At 64.8% G+C, this 20,896-nt stretch carries 18 protein-coding genes; 8 read left to right on the top strand and 10 right to left on the bottom strand.

All coding sequences use genetic code 11. From position 1 onward, the window contains the following. Nucleotides 1-117: 117 nt before the first annotated feature. The 5 genes from M9952_02630 (at nucleotide 118) to M9952_02610 (ending at nucleotide 4,471) form a co-directional block, all read left to right on the top strand. Nucleotides 118-972, top strand: coding sequence for a glycosyltransferase family 4 protein (locus tag M9952_02630; protein MCO5311816.1), 855 nt, complete (start codon nucleotides 118-120; stop codon nucleotides 970-972). After that, nucleotides 969-1,790, top strand: coding sequence for an acyltransferase (locus M9952_02625; GenBank protein MCO5311815.1), 822 nt, complete (start codon nucleotides 969-971; stop codon nucleotides 1,788-1,790). The genes M9952_02630 and M9952_02625 overlap by 4 nt, the downstream gene beginning before the upstream one ends. A gap of 138 nt (nucleotides 1,791-1,928) precedes the next feature. Then, nucleotides 1,929-2,864 carry an ISL3 family transposase gene (locus M9952_02620; protein ID MCO5311814.1) on the top strand — a complete coding sequence of 312 codons (936 nt, stop codon included), beginning with the start codon at nucleotides 1,929-1,931 and terminating at the stop codon, nucleotides 2,862-2,864. A gap of 151 nt (nucleotides 2,865-3,015) precedes the next feature. Continuing rightward, a complete protein-coding gene (locus tag M9952_02615; GenBank protein ID MCO5311813.1) occupies nucleotides 3,016-4,062 on the top strand; it encodes an IS110 family transposase in 1,047 nt (348 codons plus the stop codon). Nucleotides 4,063-4,132: 70 nt separating this feature from the next. Next, complete coding sequence (locus tag M9952_02610) at nucleotides 4,133-4,471, top strand: transposase (protein MCO5311812.1); 339 nt, start codon at nucleotides 4,133-4,135, stop codon at nucleotides 4,469-4,471. A gap of 129 nt (nucleotides 4,472-4,600) precedes the next feature. On the opposite strand, the gene M9952_02605 is transcribed toward M9952_02610, so the two are convergent. The 6 genes from M9952_02605 to M9952_02580 form a co-directional block, all read right to left on the bottom strand. Continuing rightward, nucleotides 4,601-5,215: a hypothetical protein gene (locus M9952_02605; protein MCO5311811.1), complete on the bottom strand. Its 615-nt coding sequence runs from the start codon at nucleotides 5,213-5,215 to the stop codon at nucleotides 4,601-4,603. Nucleotides 5,216-5,443: 228 nt separating this feature from the next. Beyond that, the gene (locus M9952_02600) at nucleotides 5,444-6,301 is read right to left on the bottom strand and encodes a phospholipase (GenBank protein MCO5311810.1); all 858 of its coding nucleotides are present in this window, start codon (nucleotides 6,299-6,301) and stop codon (nucleotides 5,444-5,446) included. 521 nt (nucleotides 6,302-6,822) lie between these two features. Beyond that, a complete protein-coding gene (locus M9952_02595) occupies nucleotides 6,823-7,668 on the bottom strand; it encodes a DUF3499 family protein (protein ID MCO5311809.1) in 846 nt (281 codons plus the stop codon). Then, entirely contained in the window at nucleotides 7,649-8,497 is an 849-nt protein-coding gene (locus M9952_02590) for an SDR family NAD(P)-dependent oxidoreductase (protein MCO5311808.1), read from the bottom strand. The genes M9952_02595 and M9952_02590 overlap by 20 nt, the downstream gene beginning before the upstream one ends. 94 nt (nucleotides 8,498-8,591) lie before the next feature. Then, nucleotides 8,592-9,326 carry an endonuclease/exonuclease/phosphatase family protein gene (locus M9952_02585; GenBank protein ID MCO5311807.1) on the bottom strand — a complete coding sequence of 245 codons (735 nt, stop codon included), beginning with the start codon at nucleotides 9,324-9,326 and terminating at the stop codon, nucleotides 8,592-8,594. Between the two features lie 42 nt (nucleotides 9,327-9,368). Beyond that, on the bottom strand, nucleotides 9,369-10,487 hold the full coding sequence (locus M9952_02580; GenBank protein MCO5311806.1) for a nitronate monooxygenase family protein: 1,119 nt from the start codon (nucleotides 10,485-10,487) through the stop codon (nucleotides 9,369-9,371). Nucleotides 10,488-10,661: 174 nt separating this feature from the next. Here M9952_02580 and M9952_02575 point away from each other — a divergent pair, with 174 nt between their 5' ends. Continuing rightward, nucleotides 10,662-12,098 (top strand): hypothetical protein, encoded by a 1,437-nt coding sequence (locus M9952_02575; protein ID MCO5311805.1) that lies wholly within the window; start codon nucleotides 10,662-10,664, stop codon nucleotides 12,096-12,098. A gap of 56 nt (nucleotides 12,099-12,154) precedes the next feature. Then, nucleotides 12,155-13,417 carry a magnesium transporter gene (locus M9952_02570; GenBank protein ID MCO5311804.1) on the top strand — a complete coding sequence of 421 codons (1,263 nt, stop codon included), beginning with the start codon at nucleotides 12,155-12,157 and terminating at the stop codon, nucleotides 13,415-13,417. A 40-nt stretch (nucleotides 13,418-13,457) separates the two neighbouring features. Here M9952_02570 and M9952_02565 read toward each other — a convergent pair whose 3' ends face one another. Then, nucleotides 13,458-14,651: an acyl-CoA dehydrogenase family protein gene (locus tag M9952_02565; protein MCO5311803.1), complete on the bottom strand. Its 1,194-nt coding sequence runs from the start codon at nucleotides 14,649-14,651 to the stop codon at nucleotides 13,458-13,460. A gap of 107 nt (nucleotides 14,652-14,758) precedes the next feature. Next, the gene (locus tag M9952_02560; protein MCO5311802.1) at nucleotides 14,759-15,649 is read right to left on the bottom strand and encodes a hypothetical protein; all 891 of its coding nucleotides are present in this window, start codon (nucleotides 15,647-15,649) and stop codon (nucleotides 14,759-14,761) included. A gap of 231 nt (nucleotides 15,650-15,880) precedes the next feature. Between M9952_02560 and M9952_02555 the strand changes: the two genes are divergently transcribed. Beyond that, the gene (locus M9952_02555; protein ID MCO5311801.1) at nucleotides 15,881-17,128 is read left to right on the top strand and encodes an MBL fold metallo-hydrolase; all 1,248 of its coding nucleotides are present in this window, start codon (nucleotides 15,881-15,883) and stop codon (nucleotides 17,126-17,128) included. 104 nt (nucleotides 17,129-17,232) lie between these two features. Here the strand turns inward: M9952_02555 and M9952_02550 are convergent, their stop codons facing one another. Beyond that, nucleotides 17,233-19,047, bottom strand: coding sequence for an ATP-binding cassette domain-containing protein (locus tag M9952_02550; GenBank protein ID MCO5311800.1), 1,815 nt, complete (start codon nucleotides 19,045-19,047; stop codon nucleotides 17,233-17,235). Between the two features lie 91 nt (nucleotides 19,048-19,138). Beyond that, nucleotides 19,139-20,857, bottom strand: coding sequence for an amidohydrolase family protein (locus tag M9952_02545; GenBank protein MCO5311799.1), 1,719 nt, complete (start codon nucleotides 20,855-20,857; stop codon nucleotides 19,139-19,141). Nucleotides 20,858-20,896: the final 39 nt, after the last annotated feature.

The following is a 20,896-nucleotide window of genomic DNA, read 5'->3' as shown; positions in this document are numbered from 1 at the left end:
GGTATTGACGTCGAGCTCCTTCGTCGCAATGTCGCAACCGAAGTCGGGAGTTTCCAACCTGACGTAGTGTGGGTTGCCTCCCCGATACTGGCAGCCGTGATCGCCCCGGACGGCACCATGGGCGGCGAAGGACCCACGGTTCCGCTCGTCGTTGACGTAGCGCATACCGAACGTCGGGCGATTGACAGTCAGATTCGGTCTGATGTCCGAAACCTCCCAAGACGTCCGCGCGGAGCCAGACGAATCGCTCTCCTCCTCGCGGATAGGGCGACGCGGATTTCCGCCGAACGCAGAGCGTTCAGATCGTCCACCTTGCTCACAGCTTGCTCCGCCGTCGAGGCAGCAGCTGCACGACGAGACGCCGGTGGCGAAGTCGCTGTGGTTCCCAACGGAGTCGACCTTCCAGAACAAACCCATCGGGCGACGGGCACGCAAGAGATCCTCTTCGTGGGCAACCTCGGTTACCCTCCAAACGTGGAAGCCTTGAACCGCTTGGCCACACGAATACTGCCAGATCTCCGAGCCTCGCATCCACGAACTCACCTGACCGTCATCGGCCCAGGTTCCTCCGCGGTGACCGAACTCGCCGACTGCCCCGGCGTGCGTATTGCAGGCTTCGTCCCCGACATCAAGGATGCCTACTCCAGTGCCGCCTTGATGGTCGCCCCGATCTTCGCCGGATCTGGAACCAAGACAAAGGTGCTTGAAGCAATGGCCTACGGCGTTCCGGTGGTGACTACCGGTGAGGGTGTTGCCGGCCTTGCGATAACTCCGGGAGAACACGCGCTCATCGGGAACTCAGATCGGGAGCTCGTCCAACACGCCCGTCAACTGTTGAATGACCCAAAGCAAGCACAGACAATCGCAAATGCTGCTCGATCATGGGTGGAGGCGGATCATGGATGGCCGACCATCGGTCGCGACTTCAACGAGCGTCTCCTCGTCCTGGCACGGCGGGCGGCATTCACATGACCCGCGGAACCTCAATGCACGCCTCCACCCACGCGCCGCCTGAACTCGGCTACCGCCCGGCACTCGATGGGATCCGGGCCATCGCAATCGTCATGGTCGTCGCCAGCCACAGTCATCCGACGCTCTTCAAGGGCGGGGCACTCGGTGTGGACGTCTTCTTTGCGATGAGCGGATTCTTGATCACTACCCTCCTTCTTCAGGAGCTGAGTGTCACGTCCGGGCCCTATCCCTTCCGCCGCTTCTATGCTCGGCGCTCGCTCCGACTCTTTCCTGCACTCTATACGACTGTCACATTCACGGCTCTATATATCGTATGGAGACGAGATCGCCTCGACTCATTCCTCAGAATGGCTGGCGTCGACGACCCCTATCCATGGACATTATGGGCGAAGTTTGTGCTCGGCACTGCCACCTACACGACCAACCTCATCGGGGTAACGACAACACCCGGTAACCTACTTGGACACTCGTGGAGTCTCGCCGTTGAGGAGCAGTATTACTTAATTTGGCCGGCAGTACTCGTTCTAGTCACTTCTCGTGGCAAGTCGAGTGTCCTAATGCGGTCTCTCGGCTTATTCATTACCGCCTGCCTGCTTGCCCGCCTTCTCGGTGCACCCACATCAACGGGCTTTCTTTGGAACAGACCGGAGACGATCGCCGCCGGGTCGCTCGCCGCACTCCTACGTTGGCGCTCGCATCATGTACTCAGGTTCGTCCAGAATTCTGCCGCATTCCTTGCAGCGTTCGGGCTGGCGACAATACTACTCCTTGCCTTCGGATGGGGCAGGATACTGACGGGCGAATTTGGGCTCTCCTGACCTTGGTGTGGGTGGGTGATCGACGAGAAGCATGGTAGCGCTTGGGTGCAGGGCTGGTTGTTGGGGTCCGCGTGACGCGCACGGGACGGGACCAGAGTTCGAGGTGTCTAAGCCATCTCACTCTGGAGGTCCGTGCCCGTGCGCGTCACTACAGCATTCAAGCGCTTGTTACACCTCGACGGGGTGAACGTCACCGCCGTCGTCTTCGGGATCAACGTCGTGACCGTCGATGTCGCGTTGAAACGACGGAGGCTGGTGTGCCCGCATTGTGGCCACGAGACACGTTTCCGTTACGACACCAGACCATCTCCGTCGTCTTGGCGTCATCTCGATCTCGGGGTGTGGCGTGTTCATATCCGAGCGACTCTGCGTCGGTTGTGTTGCCCGACCCACGGGGTGGTGGTCGAAGCAGTGCCGTTCGCCCGACCCGGAGCGCATCTCACGTCGGACTTCGACGATCTGCTGGCATGGTTGGCCACCCGCACGGACAAGACGTCGGTGGCCCGGCTGTGTCGAGTGTCGTGGCGCACCGTCGGGCGGGCGTGTGAACGCGTGGTCGCCACCGAGCTGGATCCGCACCGTCTCGATGGTCTGTTTCGTATCGGGGTCGATGAGATCTCTTGGCGCCGCCACCACAAGTACCTGACCTTGGTCATCGATCACGACCGAGGGTGCGTCGTGTGGGGAGCCAAAGGCAAGGACTCGGCGACCCTCGATGAGTTCTTCACCGAGCTCGGAACTGAGCGCAGCAAACAGCTCGAGGCCGTGTCGCTCGATCTCGGCCCCGCGTTCATCAAGTCCGTCAAAGCCGACGGGCACGCCCCGAACGCGGTGATCTGCGCCGATCCATTCCATGTCGTGAAACTCGTCGGTGACGCCCTCGACGAGGTCCGCCGCGACCTGTGGCAACAGCTCCGCCGCCTACCCGATGACCGGTGGGCGAAAGACTTCAAAGGGGCCCGCTGGGCGCTACTGAAGAACCCCGACGACCTCACTGACATTGAGATCAGGATGGCCTGGTTCCGGTTCGGTGCGGGGTCTGACCCTGCCACTGACTGGCGTGATGCCTTTTGAGTGATCTGTCGGCCTCGCACCGAACCAGAACGCGCACCGACCGGTCGGACGAACGTGACCTCATAGGAGCCTCGACAGCTACGCCATCAATGTCTTGTCCGCCGTCCCGGCCGGTGGTGCCCCCACTCGTTACAGAAGGAGCCCCACCACAATGTCAGAACCAATCACCGAAGTCATCGTCGGTGTCGACACCCACGCAGAGATCCACGTTGCCGTGGCGATCGACCATGTCGGTCGCGTTCTCGGCGAACTCGAGATCCCCACAACCCGCCGTGGCTACCGCCAACTCTGCACCTGGGCCCGCCAGTTCGGTGACGTCCGGCGGGCCGGGGTTGAAGGCACCGGCACCTACGGCGCGGGGCTCGCAGCGTCTATGGCTGCAGATGGGATAGAAGTGATCGAAGTCAACCGCCCGAACCGTCAACACCGACGTCGTCACGGCAAGAGTGACCCCACTGATGCTCACGCCGCAGCCAAGGCGGTATTGTCCGGTGAGGCCACCGCGACACCAAAGGCCCGTGACGGGATCGTGGAATCGATACGGGTCACCCAGGTTGTGCGCCGCTCAGCGATCAAGGCCCGCACCCAAGCCACGCTGCAGATCCGTGATCTGGTCCTCACCGCGCCCGACGCGATCCGCGACGATCTCCGCGACCTCAAAGCCCCTCAACGCGCCGAGCGGGCTACACGCTGGCGTCCCGGTGACGACACCGACCCGGTCTCGGCAACCCGCCGCGCGATCCGGTCCCTCGCCAAACGATGGCTCGAACTCACCGCTGAAATCGACCGGCTCGACTCCGAACTCGACCGCCTCGTGCACCTCGCGACTCCGACACTGCTCGACGAGTTCGGTGTCGGCCCCGACGTGGCCGCGAAGCTGATTGTCGCCGCCGGCGACAATCCCGGTCGTTGCGCGACCGAAGCATCATTCGCCGCCCTATGCGGTGTCAGCCCCATCCCGGCCTCGTCAGGCAAGACGACCCGCCATCGCCTCAACCGTGGCAGTGACCGCCAAGCCAACAACGCACTTTGGACCGTCGCACTCGTCCGCCTCGCCCACCACCCCGAGACCAAGACCTACGCCGCCCGACGCACCGCCGAAAGCCTCTCACGCACAGAAATCATGCGCTGCCTCAAACGAGCACTCGCCCGACGATTCCACCGAATCCTCCTCGACGACCTCGCCCGATTGACATAGGAGCATCACCCAAGCTGCCCAGCTCGCCAAGATCCGACGGACCCGCGGCGGGATCTGGCGGGCATATGAGATGAAGGAACAGTTCCGGGCGATCTTCGCCGGCGACCTCACCCGCGACGAAGCCGCCGAACTGCTCGACCGGTGGTGTGCCCGCGCACAGCGATCCCGTCTCGCCCCGTTCATCAAGTCCGCCAAGACGATGCGTCACCGCCGAGACCTCATCCTGAACGCCATCGAACACGGCATCAGCAACGGCCGAGTCGAAGGCCTCAACACCAAAGTCCGCCTCATCACCCGACGGGCCTACGGCTTCCACTCCGCCGATGCCGCCCTCGCCCTCGTCATGCTCGGAGCCGGACCCATCCACCTCAAACTCCCACACGAACGAACAACCGTTCCCACAGCATGACCCACACCTACGTCAGGAGAGCCGGATTTGACACCACTCGACCGCCACTAACGAACGTCACGTCGGTGAGTTCCAGCGCCCTCAAGGCCATCAATCGCGCTGCCTACGAGGTTCCGGCAGAGGCCAGGATCATGAGCATTGGAAGCCGGTATTAGTGGAAGGGGTCTCGAAGCCCTTCATAACTTCAAAGATCTGATCAGCGCTCGTTGCTCCTTGTTGGACGGCGTTGGCGAGATTGTCAACGACGTTGGAGGACGAGTTGAGCATTTGCGCAGCAGTCGGGTCTTCCATCACATTCGACGTCCGGGCACGCTCCAGTTGCGCCCGCATCTCCGGAACAATCGCAGCGAGGGCGGCGCTGTCGTACTTCTCGGGGACCATCTGAACCGTCATCGCCAACCGGCCAAGCTCGGACGCGGCCCAACACAGACTTCCTCCCGCACCATCCGGCGTATAGGGGTTCGGCCTCGAGACGACCGCACCCCAATCGATTTCGGCGGACGCGTCGTCCTCCGGTTGAGAGGGAACCTCCGCATCAGGAACGCTTTGCGCCGGAACGGCGGTCTCCGATGAAGGCGTCGGTGACCCAGTGTTGATGTCGTTATCGGCTGAACCACACCCCGCTGACAGCAAGAGGGTGCAGGCAGTCAGCGCCATCGCTCTATAGCGTCGCATCGATCCTCCAAAGGTACCAATTGTTTGTATCGTCGCACGGAGCAATATTCTGAAGATCAACGCCGTCACCAGATGAAAGCGGAACCCTCCAACAACTGCCGGTGTTGAACCTTGGCCGGATCGAGTACCTGTCTATGTTCAGCGCACCTCGGATCTGCATGTCCAAGTAATCACGGTGGGTACTGCATGGCAGCTGGCCAACCGTGAAAACTGCTCCGGCACATTCTCCCGAGAATGGAATATGGAAGTTGAACATTCCCGCCTGACCGCCAGGGAAGATTCGGTAAATCTGATTGGTCACCGCAAGGCATGACCACTGCTGAAGCGGTGCGCCGTCTGCACTCGATGGCCCTTCGACATCGACACACTTCCTGTTTGTCGATTGACAACTTTGACCTTGCCAGGATTGGCATAGGCAACCACCGTCGCGTCTCTCACAAACGCGTAGAAAATGTCGCGTATGATCCGACAGTCAGCATAGAATACCCGGTCATTGCAGTGCGCCTCCATAAGAAATAGGAAGGCATCATCGCAGTCCTTATCGGAAACGGTGCCTGAAAATGCCGCGCGCCGAAGATCATAACAATAGTCGTGAGCCTTGCATGGGAGTTGAAAGTCCCATGCCCAACCGGTATCAGGGGAGAATGAGCATCCGCCAGCTTGTTTGACTGCGACCGGGCCGAAATCATTTGCTACGTTAGTCTCATGCGCCCAAACCGGTAGGTAGTCGCCGCCCTCGGTGTTGTAGGCCATCGCCCAAGCCCGGAGCATCGCGAACACCGGGCAATGTGCCATGCCATCGGTATTCAAGTCCAGGTAAGTATACGCATCCAATGCCGACCAGTGGCCGGAACATGAAATCGAACTATAAGTCGGATCGAACACCACAAGACCGATTGCTTGACTTGTGTCCACGGTCTGGATCAGCGATGCACCTTTGGACGTAAAGGTCGTAGGCAACTCCTTACCTGTCTCGTCGATGGCCCAAGGCGCACCCACGTAGACCGCGGGCTGGTCGTCCGCTACTCGGACAGTCGCCGATCGCCCATCCGGGGCCACGACTACCTCTGGCTCTGCTCCGCAGGTGGAGTGATGAGCGAATTCAACCTGGAGCGAATCAGTCTGAGGTTCGACCTGCCCAATAACCTGAAGCACTCCATTGCCTCTAACGGTCGCGAACGAAGTATCGTCTGGCGCAGACGGGGCGACTTTGAGCACATCTGCGCCCGGGCTAGAAGATTTCTCGGTCTGATCGACTAGGCGTGCTGCAACAGCGCCACGCTGAGAATCAGTCCTTCCAAACTGTCGTGCTGATTCGGTCGGCCCATTGAACGTGACCGACGGCGAGCACGTTGGACTCTCCTCCGCTATCGGTTCGCTATCTCCCGCCCGCGGCGCTGTTGTTATGATTGCTGGTGGCGCTGTTGTTGGGATTGTTTCCGCAGCCGCGTTAGCCATCGGCGTCAGGAAACACGTGACCAACGCTGCCAGCATAGTCGCTGGCTTCTTTATCATTCAGGAACTCCGCCCTTTCGCAAGTCTGAATATTGGACAATTTAGCGGGCCATGAATGGTCGGTCGACGTTCGTTCAAAGATCCTGCCCCCAAACCTGAGACGCTCAGAACATGTCCCTTACCCATACCCTGCAAAGCTCCCGGCCGGACTACGCCAGCGACTACGGCCGAGACTCGCCTGGCGGGTCGGATTGGTCAGTCTGGTCGGCCTCGTCGGGCGACGGCTTGCCCAGGGGTTCGGTGAGCACCGAACGTTGCTCCCCCGACGCCCCGAACGCCCGAGCCAACATCCCACCTTTCGGCTTGAGGATGTCGGGCTCGTCGCCGGATTGCTCGGAGCGCTTCGCCGCCGGTCGGCGACGGCTCGGGCGAGGCGGTGCCTCCTGAACCGTCGGTTCGGGCATGATCCGCTCCGGCACGTTCTCATAGGGCGCGTTCTCATAGGGTGGAGCAGACTCCGACCCGGCCGGCTGCGGCGACGCATTCGGTGGGCCAGACGCCATCGGTTCGGGGATGGGTTCGGGAGCGGGTTCGGCCAGCGCCGCGGCGAAGGCGTCGGTCATGAAGACCGGCTCCGTCGGCGTTACCTGACGCTCGCTCGGCATGCGTCCGAACTCCCCCCACCGACGCGACCTGCGCCGCTGGTCGGGACCGAGTTCCGAACTCGCCGAGTTCGCCGATGGGCTCGCGGCACTCGACGCCGGCCGACCCGGCGCCCCGTCCTCCGACAACCGCGCGGGGCGTCGGTGATCGACAACGACCCATCCCTGCGGTGCGCGAAGACGTTCGCCGTGTTCGTCACACAGCGGTTGGGCCGGCGACAACGTCTCGACCTCCGCTTGCGAGTGAGCGCTCGTCACCGCGTCGATGACGACCTGACCGCCTGCGGCGTCGTAGCGAATCAATACGGTCGACGGACGCCCGCATCCGGGACGGCGACAGGGAATCGCGTCGCCGCGACGTCGCGAGGGCACGGTGTCGACCGGTTCAGCCAGGAACAAGGTCATGGCCACTCACCCTGGCCCGGAGACGAATCTCGCCGACCTCGAGGTGTGCCGGTGACGCCACGGCGTCGACGATGACCCGGGCGAGATCATCAGCGGCGACGCCAGGGGCGCTCGTCACCGTCGTCACAGCGATCACGTCGCCCACTTCGTCACGCAACTCGTCGGCCAACGCTCGCACCGAGCCCGAGATGAGACGATGCTGACCGTTACCGTCGCCGCAGGCCGTATTCAGGAACACGACTCGGCCACGCGCTTCACGCAGACGCCCGAGCAGTCGCTGGGTCAACAGGAACGGGGCACGCACGTTGACCAGATACTGCTCGTCGAGGTCCGAAACCGACCCCCGCTCGAGCGAACCGGCAACGCTCACCTGCTCGGCGTGAACGACAAGGTCGACGGGGCGATCGAACCGGTGGATGAAGTCGACGACGCCGTCGATTTCCGCCGCACTTCCGACGTCGCACTGCAGGAACACCATTGCGGCATCGCTGCCCGCCATCCCCACGGTCGCACGCAGTTCGGCGACGTCGCCTCCGATCACGCAGACGCGTGCACCCTCGGCGGCGAGTTGCAGCGCGATACTGCGGCCGGTCGCGTTCGACCCCCCGGTGACGACAGCCACCTTGCCGCGCAACGCGGACGGTCGCCGGCGAATCTCCGCGACATCGGCGCCCGTCGCCGGTTCCATCGTGGCAGCGCGGGTCGCGGCCTGGGTCGCCGAGACCGCTTCGGGGGTGTGTGCGCCACCTTCGTTTCGCAGATCGAGGATGACGCGTTCGGACGAACGCGTCGCGCCCGTTTCCACGACGTCGACTATCTCTGCGCGCACCGTCTCCGACGACCCCATCATCACCTCTCGATCACAGCGTCGCGGCGTGCGCGACCTGCCCGAAGCCCCACCATAAAGATGGGCACCCCCGCGATCAAGGACCCCCGAGGAGGTCTGAGGGCACGTCAGAGGCATCGTGTTTGCGTACCTCGGCGAGCAACGGCAGGTGATCGCTCGTCGCCGCCGCCCCCACCCACACCGGTCCGACGTCGAGTCCGGAGCCGACGATCCAGTCGATCTGCCGCTTCGGCTCCCAACTCGGAAAGGTGTGCGGGCTCCCGACCGCGCTCAACCCGGCCAGTTGCAGGCGGCCGCCGATCCGACCGGGGCCGAGGTTCAGATCTCCGATCAGCAGATGTGGTCCGGGGCGTCGCAACAGCCGTTCCACGACGACCTCCAGTTGGGCTGAGGCCACCCTGGGTTCATTGTGGAGGTGCACCGCGGCGACGCTGATCGGCGCGCCGGCGAGCCGGAGCGCCGCAAGAATCGCCAGCCGCCGCTCCCCGCCGAACTCCGGCAGCTTGACGAGTTCGACGGCGCTCGGTGCCTCGCGGCACAACAGCGCATGTCCGTATTGCCCAACGCCGAACATCCGGCGGGTTCGGGCAAAGACTGGGCACAGGCCGGTGGCGCGCGCGATCAGGCGGACCTGATCGACGAATCCGCTCCGAGGGTTGAAGCGGTCGACCTCCTGCACGGCGAGGATGTCGGCGTCGAGGCCGCGCACGGCTCGCAGCCAACCAGGGCGCGCCGCCATCAGCTTTGGTGGGGCACCGTGGTGGATGTTGTAGGTCGCTACGTTGCCAAGGGCGGGGCGCTGCGACGTCATGAGGCGCATGGTAGCCACCGGCGTGGAGGCCACCCGGCCCGGCTACTCCGACAACGACTCCTGGAGACGGCCGGAGGCATCGATGTACTCCTCGACCATCTCGAAGATGACGTCGCGGGTACGGCGCACCTTGTTCATCATGCCCACGACCTGGCCGACCGGGTTGAACTGCACCTTCGCCGCCTGTTCGGGGTAGTGGTGCCCTCGGGCGACCGCCTCACCGGTGATCATGAACTGCAGCGGCATGCCGAGTGGCTGCGGGTTCTCGGGGTTCTCCCACGCGTCGGTCCACTCGTTGCGCAGCATCCGGCACGGCTTGCCGGTGAAGCTGCGGCTGCGCACGGTGTCACGGCTGGTCGCGTCGAGGAGCTGTTGCATCTGCGCCGGGGGGAGGTCGGCTTCCTCGACGGTCAGCCACAACGATCCGGTCCACACACCAGCTGCGCCCATCGCCATGGCAGCTGCCATCTGGCGACCGGAACCGATGCCGCCCGCCGCCAGCATCGGGGTCGGGGCGATCGCGTCCGCAACCTGTGGCCACAACACGATCGAACCGACGTCGCCGGTGTGCCCGCCGCCCTCGCCGCCCTGGGCGATGACGATGTCGATGCCGGCTTCCTTGTGGCCGATCGCGTGCTTGACCGAACCGCACAGCGCGGCGACGAGACGGCCGCTGTCTTGGATCTCCTTGACGATGTCGGCGGGAGGGGTTCCGAGCGCGTTGGCGATGAGTTTCACCTTGGGATGCGACAGCGCGATCTCCACCTGCGGGCCGGCGGTCGCCTCGGTCCAACCGATCAGTTCGGGATACTCGCCGTCGGGGAGCTCTGGGACGTCGTGATCGGCGAGAAGCTTCTTGACGAACGCCCGGTGCTCGGCGGGGATCATGTCGCGCAACATGTCCTGAAGCGCGTCGGGATCCATGTCGGCGTCCATCCCCTCGTACTTCATCGGGATGACGATGTCGACGCCGTAGGGCTTGTCACCGACGTGTTCGTCGATCCACGCCAGCTCGGTTTCGAGCTGTTCAGGTGTGTAGCCCACGGCGCCGAGCACGCCGAGACCCCCGGCGTTGGAGACGGCAGCGACAACGTCGCGACAGTGAGTGAAGGCAAAGATCGGGAACTCGATCCCGAGGCGTTCGCAGAGCTCGTTCTTCATATGGAAAAGGAATACCACAGAACTAGAACGCGTTCCCATAATTGTTGAACGCACGTTCAAGAGGCGCCGTTTGGTCCGACTTGATAGGCAATATCGCCCAACGAACTGGTCAATCGACCTCGACAACGCTTGACTGCAACCTGCGACACGACGAAGCCCCCGAGGAGTGCGCCGGTGGTCGAAATCTCAACCTCATGTCGGCGCCGCCGAGCCCGACGCGCCGTATCCGCCGTCGCCGTCGGCACGTTCGCGTTGGTCGTGCTCGCCCGCCCCTTCAACTCGGCCTCAACCGAGGAGTCCGCGGACAACGTCACCGACACCGGCGGTGGGGGCGTCACCGCCCAACGGTTCGTCCCACCGATCGACACGTCAGATCTCATCCTGGAAGACGTCAGCGGTGCTGTGATCCTGCGCGACGGGGCGACACGACAAGCCTCCGCTGTGGTGCGGAACCGCGGCGGAGGCACCGTCGACGATGTCGTGATGCGTTTCAAGCTCGGCGACGATGTGGTGTTCGATCGTGCAACGTCCAGCGCTGGGTGCGAACTCAACGTCGGGCAGGTGATCTGTCCGGTCGGATCGCTCGGCAGCGGCGAATCACGCACCGTCACCGTCGGACTCTCGGTGCCCTCCCCCGGCGCAGCCGTGGGAGCACGCGACAGCTACTTCCTCGCTCCGGTCAGCCAACTCGCCGACCTGAACGCGGGCGAGATCCGCGAGCGCTCTTGGGCACTCGGGTACGGAATCACCGGTAGCCCGCTCCTGAGTTGCTGGGCGCTCGATGCCCGGAGCCCGAACATGGCATCACCGAGCAGCGGCTGTGGCACCAGCGGAAGTCCCCCGCTCGATCCGAATTCCGAGCGGGTGCTGGAGCGCTTTTCCGACGCGATGCGATCCAGCGCTGTCGGCTCCTATGAATGGTTGACCGAAATCACGCCGGCGACCTCTGGCACCTACAAGGTGTGCGCGGCCGGTCTCGGCGATGCGGCCTACGTCGCAGTCGGCCCGACCACCAGCGCGCTGGTCAACGACGACGTGGTCTACGAACTCGACGGTTACGACAGCGAGGCACGACAGCGAACCTTCGATTTGGACCAAGGCGTGTCCTATCGGGTGTTGGCTCGGCTCTCCACCCACCGGTACGACCCCACCACGGGCGCCGCCGATATCGGGTGGGATTACCTCGGAATCACGCTCGCCGACCGGCCCTGCACCCAGGCCAGCGCCGGGGTGTTCGGAACTGCCGACGCCGGATGGCAGCAGCGTTACCCTGCGGCCGTCGAGGTGATCCAGCGGCCCCCGTGGAACGTCGTCGGCTTCATCGAGTCAGCGTCGAGCGACGCCGCAACCGTCTCGGTTCGTCTGCAGACGCCATCGGCCACCCAGGCCGCAGATTCTGTCGAATTGAGCGGAGCGACCGACGGTGCCGGCGAGGACGGGACGTCGTGTGCCGCTGCCGAACCCGGCGATGCCGTCGCGTGTCGCCTCCCTCCAGCAGCGGCCGACGACACCACCGTCGTCGAGTTTCGAGCCCCGCGAGCATCTCCTGGCCGTTCGCTGTTTCTGTCCGCCTCCAATGCCGAGCGCGCCACCGTGCTGACTTGGCGCTGACGAAGCGCCGCTGGCGCGATCGGTCGGCGCGCCGGGTCTAACGTCATCGCGGCACCATGGCGCGTTCCGACGGATCACTGGGGGCGTTGCGCCCTGATCGCCTCGCCCGGCGGCTGGTCGACCTACTCGGTCCGACCGGGGGCGCCGCGCGCCAAAGCGTCTCCGCGCTCGCCCTGAACTCGACGACAAGCTTCGCCGCCGGCGCGATGCTCGTCGGCTTTCAGGACACCTGGCACAACCTGTCACCGCTTTTGATCATGGTTCCGGCCGCAATCGGGCTTCGCGGCAACGTGTTTTCAACCCTCGGCAACCGTCTGTCGACCGCGATCCACACCGGCACCTTCCGCGTGTCGTTCAAGCGGGATTCCGTACTCGGCCAGAACCTGTTGGTGTCGTTCAGCCTGACGCTGGTGATGAGCGTCGTGCTGGCCGCGATTGCGAAGGTGCTCGGGCTGGCCCTCGGTACATCGCAGGACATTTCGATGCTCGAGCTCACGATGGTGTCGGGTATCGGTGGACTGCTCGGGTCGATCGTCGTCGCCGCCGCGACCGTCCTGTTGACCATCGGTGCCGTTCGTTACGAGTGGGACCTCGACTACCTCGTCGCGCCGACGGTGTCGACCCTCGGCGACGGCATCACGATTCCGGCGTTGTGGCTCGCCGCACAACTCGTCGGTGGCCACAACGTCGACTCGTTCCTGGGACTTCTCATCATCGTTTCCGCGGTTGTTATCGGCATCTGGACATGGCGCTCGGCGCTCGACCTGACCCGTCAGGTGTTTCGCGAGTCGCTTCCGGTGTTGTTTTTCGCACTGATCCTGAGCGCGTTCGCCGGCGTCGTGTTGCAGCGCCAGGAGAACCTGCTGGCCATCGTTCCCGCCATCGGCGTTCTGCAGCCGGCGTTCGTGTCATCGGCGGGAGCCCTCGGCGGGATTCTCTGTGGCCGCATCGCCACCAACCTCCACATCGGCCTCGTCTCACCGACGTTGATGCCCGGCACACAGGCCAGACTCGATGCCTCCTCCATCTTCGGGCTCGCCGTGCCGCTGCTCGTGTTCAACGTGTTCGGAGCCTGGCTCGCAACCAACCTTTCCGGCCACGCTGCTGCGCCTGGCTTCTGGTGGTTGTTGCTCACGAGTTGCCTGGCGTCGGTCGCAACCCTCGCGTTCGTCGCCACCCTCGCGTACTACTCAACCGTCGGAGCGTGGCGCTTCAACGTCGACCCCGATACCTACGGGACACCGTTGGTCACCGCCTCGGTCGACTTTGTCGGAACGATGGCACTCGTCGTGTCCGCCGTTGCGCTCGGGTTGCTGTAGCGCTTCGCCGACCGCATCTGGGGCGCCTCTCGGGCGCCTCTCAACGATCGCGACGCGGCTCCCCCGCCAGTCCGAGTACTCGCTCACCGACGATGTTGCGTTGAATCTGGTCCGTTCCGCCCCCGATTCTCGGCGCCCACTGCGCCATGAAAACCCCTTGGAAGAACCCGCCGAACGGAGCGCTGTCGCCCCAGGACATGGCGGCAGCTCCGAGAATCGACATCATCACATCTCCGCCGAATTCGTATTGGCGGCTGATGTGCAACTTCATCACCGAACTCTCCGGGCCAGGTGTGCGTCCGTGGCTCAGCGCCGTCTGCACCCGATAGCCGAGGAATCGAGAGATCTCGAAATATGAATACAGGCGCGCGAGGTCCTGTCGAACGAGCGGGTCCTCGCCGCGGTCGCGGTCTCGCGCCAGCATCAAGATCTCGTCGAACTGGACCATGCCCCCACCAGCGATCGCCGACCGTTCACTCGACAACATCGTGTGGGCCACCGCCCAGCCATCGTCAACCGCTCCGACGACGTTGTCGGCGGGGATCTCCACGTCGGTGAGGAACACCTCGTTGAAGTGCTCCGCGCCGTCGGCTTGACGTAGCGGCCGAATGTCGATTCCCGGCGTCGACATGTCGACCACGAAGGCGGTGATCCCTTTGTGTTTCGGTGCCTCAGGATTGGTCCGGGCCAACAGAAGACCGTGGGTTGCCCAGTGGGCGGTCGTCGTCCAGACCTTCTGACCGTTGACGATGAAGCGGTCTCCGTCTCGAAACGCACGGGTGGTCAGACCGGCCAGATCCGAACCCGCCCCGGGCTCGCTGAAGAGCTGACACCAGAAGTCATCGCCACGCAGCGTCGTGTCGAGGTGGCGGCGGCACAGATCCTTCGACGCATGGCGGATCAACGTGGGCCCGACCATGTCCACGCCGACCTGAAACGCGTTCGCCGGAACGTCGTAGCGGGACTCCTCTTGCTTAAACACACCCGCAATGTGGGGGCTCAGCCCGCGACCACCAACCTCAACCGGCCAGTGCAACCCGGTGTAGCCGCCCCCGTACTTGGTCGCCTGCCACTGCCGCGCCCGCTGCAACGCCCAGCGATCGTCGGCATCGTTCTGTGGGCGGAGCGCGCGCCACATCGATGACTCGCCATCGCGCACCTCCGCGTTCGCGTCGAGCCAGGCGCGGGCCTCTCGACGAAACTCCGCCTGTTCCGGTGAATCATCGAAGTCCATAGAGATGGCACCATAACGCGAAACCGAATTGGGCCTGCACGTGTGTGCGGCTCACGGGCTCCCTGGCCCGTCGAGACGTTGGGTCACCGGGAAGCGGCGCCCACCATTTACTGTGCGGTCGGTGCGGTGGCTGGCGGCTCGGCCGACGTGGGCGTCTGAGGCTCGCCCGGCACGACCGGGGTTTCAGCCGGGGTCTCAGGCATTGGCGGGGTGGCAGGAACCGAGGGCGATCCTGGCAACGCCAGATTCAGTCCAGGACGATCGCGCAACAGGAACGCGCCGAGCCGATCGACATCGAGTGTGGCCTCACCACCTGTGGCGCCGACGCCTGCGGTGATGGTGAACTCGCTCACGTAATCGCCCGTCTCATACGCGCCCGGGTGGATCCCGATTCCAACACCCGCGAGTTCCGCTGTCGAAGCCGAGGCCGAGTAGGTCCCGATGCCGACGGCGTCGAATTCGCAATTCTCGTCGCTGACGCTGATGATGCCGACGCCGACCGGAATCGGACCGAACCCGACGAACAGGGTGCCGAACGTGCCAGACCCGGTCTCCACCAGTCCGTAGGCTCCGCCCACTCCGCCAGCTTCGTCGTACGCGACGTTCATCCCGCCGCCCGACATGGCGAGGTTGCCACCGCAGCTCGAGGCCGGCTGGTCGGAAAACGACACCTGAAACGACAACGTTCCGGAGGTCACCGCCACACCTGGGAGATCGACTCCGCGAAGCACCTCGAAGGGATCGGCCGGAGGGGCTTCATCGGCGGGCACCTCGATCGGGGAGGCAGGCTCGGGCACCGTCGACTCGGGCGTCGTCGACGACGTCGACTGCTCGGGTGCCGTGGTATCGGGCGTGCTGGACTCCACGGTGGTGCTCTCGACGGTGGTGCTCTCGACGGTCTGCGCCCCGTCTCCGTCTTGAGCGCCGGCGACTCCGGCGAACGCCAACGACGCCGTCACCGCAACGATTCCCGCCACGGCCGCATGTGTCTGCTTCATCAACCAACTCCCAGAACGGGCCCGCACACAAGCCTGAGGGACAGACGCGAGCCGGTTCCACCGTACCGTTCGAACGCCGTGCTCTCAAGGGTTCGGCCTGCGTTAGGCAAGATGGCCCACAGGTTCGTCCGGCGGCGCAGGTACTGATTCCGAGGCCAGACAAGTGTCCAGCCACAGCGCTAGGGTCACCGTCGTCGCGGCACCGCTACGACGCGACGTGGGGGTATCACGATGACCAGCTTGTTCGAGACGTCGGAGAAGATCCTTGACGGGCGCTTGTCGATCGCCGAACACCACCCGGTGTCGATCGCCTCGAAAACGACCCTGGAACCGATCTCGGATCGTGTTGCGTTCATGGAGACATTCGCCAACGTCACCGCCATTCGCGACGGCGATGAACTCGGCATCGTCGATGCCGGCAGCCCGTTGCATGCGCCGGGCATCGTCGACGCAACCCGACGCTGGACACCCAACCCGCTACGCACCGCGGTGTTCACCCACGGCCACGTCGACCACATCTATGCCGTGAAGCTCTTCGAGGCCGAGGGCAACGGGTCGGCGAAGGTCATCGCACACGAGGCCGTCGCCGATCGCTTTCGTCGCTACGACCTCACCAACGGGTACAACGGCGTCATCAATCAGCGTCAGTTCCAGCTCGATGCGCCGTTCTTCCCGGGCGACTACCGCTATCCGGATGAGACCTACCGGTCGACGACTTCGACGTCGGTGGGATCGGTCGATCTCCAACTGCGTCACGATCGCGGCGAGACCGACGATTCGACCTGGGTGTGGATTCCCGAGGAGAAGGTGCTGTGCACCGGCGATCTGTTCATCTGGGCCAGCCCCAACTGCGGAAACCCCCAGAAGGTCCAGCGCTTCTGCGACGAGTGGGCGGTTGCGCTTCGGGCGATGGCGGCCCTCGAGCCGGAGTATCTGCTTCCCGGCCATGGGTTGCCGATCGCCGGAGCCGCACGGGTTCGAACGGTGTTGGAGGACACCGCCCGCTACCTCGAGTCGCTGTTCGATCAGACGATCGAGATGATGAACGCCGGGGCGCGCCTCACCGACATCCTGGCCACCGTTCGGCCACCCACCGATCTGGAGGATCGGCCCTGGCTGCAACCCGTCTACGACGAGCCGGAGTTCATCGTTCGCAACATCTGGCGTCTCTACGGCGGCTGGTACGACGGGAACCCGGCGAACCTGAAACCGGCGCCCGACGCTGCCGTCGCGTCGGAGATCGCGGCGCTCGCCGGCGGCGCTGACCGCCTCGTGGAGCGAGCGCTCGAACTCGCTGAAGGGGACGAGTTCCGCCTCGCCAGCCACCTCATCGAAACGGCCTCGCTCGCCGCGCCGGATTCAGTCGAGGTGCGCCGCGCCCGCGCCGCGATCTTCGGTCGCCGGGCCGAGGTTGAGCGATCGACCATGGCCAAGGGCGTGTTCTCCTGGGCGGCCAAGGAGTCCAACCCCGACACCTGAGCCCACCCCAGACGCCTGTTCTCCGATAACCAGTGGTCGTGATCACGACCACTGGTTATCGGAGAACAGGCGGGGCGGGCGGGGCGGGCGCGGTTCAGCGGGGTTCAGCTGAGGTCGAGCCCTCGTTCCTCGGCCTCGGCGGCCAGCTCCAGCCACTCCTCCTCGATCGGTTCGAGGGCCTCGACGACCGCCTGCAACTCGGCCGCCAGCCCTGCCAGACGCACGTGATCCGATGCATGTTCCACCAGTTCGGCGTTGATCCGATCACGCTCCGCCTGAAGCGTCTCTGTCTCGCGTTCCACCGCTCGGAACCGATGCCGCAACGTCGAGGGGCTGCGGAGTTTCTCGCCACCTTCGGCGCTGCCCGATGACCGGCTCGCCTTCGTCTCGCTCGACGCTCTCGCCTTGCCCCCTCCACCCGTCGTACTGGCGGCTCTCGCTGCGGCGACCGAACCTCGGCGCCTCGGGGCGGCTCGACGCTCCTCCTCGTAGGCCGCGTACCCGCCCGGACGACGGCCAGCGAAGCCGGTACCGTCCATGACGATCACGTCGGCGACCGTGCGCTCGAGAAAGGCACGGTCGTGGCTGACCACGATGAGCGCCCCCGGCCACTCATCGAGGAAGTCCTCGAGTGCCCGCAAGGTGTCGAGGTCGAGATCGTTCGTCGGCTCATCGAGCAGCAACACGTTCGGCTTCTCGGCGAGGGTGACGAGCAACTGCAGGCGGCGACGCTCGCCGCCGCTCAACAAGCGAACCGGGGCGTATTGGGCATCCCCGTCGAACCAGAACGCCTCCATCAACGCGGCGTCGGTGTAGTCCGGCGTTCGGTTGGGACCGGCGACGACCTCACGCACCCGAGCCTCGGGGTCGAGGGAACGTCCTCGTTGGTCGAAATAGCCGACCTTCGCGGTCTGGCCGACCTTCACCCGTCCCGCAGTCGGATCGATTCGGCCCGCGACGATTTCGAGCAAGGTCGACTTGCCCGTGCCGTTCGGGCCGACGAGGCCGAGCCGCTCACGCGGATCCAACAACAGATCGACGTGTTCGAATAGCCACGGCGAGCCCTCATCCCACCGATGCCCGACGTCATGCAGTTCCACGACCTCATTGCCCAGCCTCGGCGTGCCGAAGTGCAGCGGCAGGTCTCCGGTTCGCGCCTCGGCCTGGGCCCTGCCCTCAACGATGGCCGTTGCCGTGGCGATACGGTGCTTCGGCTTGGAAGTACGCGCAGGGGCCCCACGCCGCAGCCACGCCAACTCGGTGCGCGCGAGGTTCTTACGCACTTCCTCGGCTCGTGCGGCCTGAGCGGCGCGATCTGCCTTGTTCTCCAGATACGTGTCGTAGCCGCCGTCGTGAAGATAGGCCCGGCCCCGGTCGAGTTCGAGCACCCGGTTGGTGACACGATCGAGCACGTGACGGTCGTGGGTGACCATCACGAGACCGCCGTTGTAGGCCTCGAGACGCTCCTCGAGCCAGGCGATGGCGTCGATGTCGAGATGGTTGGTCGGCTCGTCGAGGATGAGCAGGTCCGACTCGGCCACCAGCGCACGGGCGAGGGCCACGCGTTTCGATTGCCCGCCGGAGAGCCGATCGACCGACACGTCGAGGTACGCCCCCATGCCGAGCCGATCGAGCACCGCGTCGGATTCCCATGTCGCACCGGCGGCTTCGTGCACCGTTCCGCCCTCGAACCGCGGCTCTTGATCCAGAGCCGCTATTCGCACACCGTTGCCAAAGCGAACTGCGCCCGACTCCGGCGATTCGATGCCGGCCATCGCCCGCATGAGCGTGGACTTTCCGCACCCGTTGATGCCGACGATGCCGAGGCGGTCGCCGGTGTTGATCGTGAGGGACAGGTCCTCGAACAGCGGTTTTCCGGGGCGAGAGGCGCCCACCTTGACGAGGTCGACCAGGATCATCGTGAGTCCACGCTACCGGCGCGGGCTTCCCGTCGAGAACCGTTCAGCCTTGGGGCGCTGCCCGAACCGTTGCGCCGTCGTCGACGACGGTTCAGATGCGGCTCGGCGCCGGTTGGCCGCCGCGCAACAGGCGTCCTGGACGCTCGCCGGTAGGTTCGTCGTGCTCGCGCACGACGACACCGCTCTTGATGGTCGCCACGTATCCCTCCGCACGCTGGATCAACCGCCGACCACCGGCGGGCAGGTCGTAGACCATCTCAGGGGGAGCGATCCTCAGTGCGTCGAAGTCGATGATGTTCAGGTCGGCGAGGTACCCGGGGGCGACCAGCCCCCGATCGTCGAACCCGTAGAGCGCGGCGGTGCGGCGGGTCTGATGGTGCACCACTTCCTCGATACTCAGCCGCGCTCCGCGGGTCCGGTCCCGCGCCCAGTGGGTGAGCATGTAGGTGGGCAGGCTTGCGTCGCAGAGCACCCCACAATGGGCGCCGCCATCGCCGAGGCCGAGCACCGTGTCCGGGTCGCGCAACATCGCCTCGATGGCTCCAAAGTCGCCGTCGGCATAACCCAACAGCGGGAAATACAACAAGGCTCTCCCGTCGGATTCCAACATGAGGTCGTAGGCCACCTCGCGGGGATGGCGACCCGTTCGACGGGCGATCGCCGCGACGCTGGCCTCGGGTTCCGGCTCGTATTGCGGCGGATCACCGAGCGGATAGAGCCGTTCGAACCCCTCGAACAGGATCGCTTGAAATCCCCGATACTCGACCCGTTCGGCGAGGATCGCCTCACGCACCTCCGGCGATTTCAGCTTGGCGATTCGTTCGGCGAACGGGAGATGCGCAATCGCCTTGTACGCGCGGTGATGCAGGAATGGGTGCAACGACGACTCGAAACCGAACATGACGCTCGCGGGCTTGCCAGCCACCTGAGGCACAATGCGCGCTCCCTCAGCCGTGGCGCTTCGGGCCAGATCCAACAACTCGACCCAGTTGTCCGACTGCACCGGGCTCTGCAGACACCCGAAGGTCACAGGCCGACCGGACTCGCGCGACACCGTGGTCATCCACTCGAACTCCGAGCGGGCGTCGAACATGTCGGAGGCGACCGAGAACAATCCGGCGCCGGTGTCCGCCAGCGCCTGGCCGATGCCGACGAGTTCGTCGACCTCCGCCAACGTGCCCGCCGCGAGTTCGCCGTCCTTTGCCCGGTGCAGCATCGTGCGGGTCGTCGAGAACCCGACCGCGCCCGCGGCGAGTGCGTCGGCGACGATGGCACGCATCTGGTCGATCTGTTCGGGAGTGGCGGCATCGTGCACCGCCGCGTCGTCGCCCATCACGTAGGCGCGAACCGCCCCGTGAGGAACGAGCGCCGCTACGTCCATCACCCGCGGCATCGATGCGACTTCGTCGAGGTACTCCTCGAAGGTCTCCCAGTTCCAACTCATCCCTTCGGCAAGTGCCGTTCCGGGAATGTCCTCGACCCCTTCCATCAACTGGATGAGAAAGTCGCGCCGTGCCGGATCGACCGGAGCGAAACCGACACCGCAATTGCCCATCACGACGGTGGTGACGCCGTGCCAGCCCGACGGCGTGACCTCCGGATCCCACGTGACCTGTCCGTCGTAGTGGGTGTGGATGTCCACCCATCCCGGGGTGACGAGCAGCCCGGCTGCATCGATCTCACGTCGACCGGTTCCCTCGACGACCCCGACCGCCACGATTCGCTCGCCCTCGATCGCGATGTCGCCGGTGAACGACCTGGCTCCGGAGCCGTCGACGATTGTGGCGTCGCGGATCACGACATCATGCATGGCACACCCCTGACCGGCGGCCTCGATCCCCCGGGTCGC

This window comes from Microthrixaceae bacterium (assembly GCA_023957975.1).
Taxonomy (GTDB): Bacteria; Actinomycetota; Acidimicrobiia; order Acidimicrobiales; family Microtrichaceae; genus JAMLGM01.
Note: the sequence above shows the minus strand (reverse complement) of the source record. Positions and strands in the feature narration are given on the sequence as shown.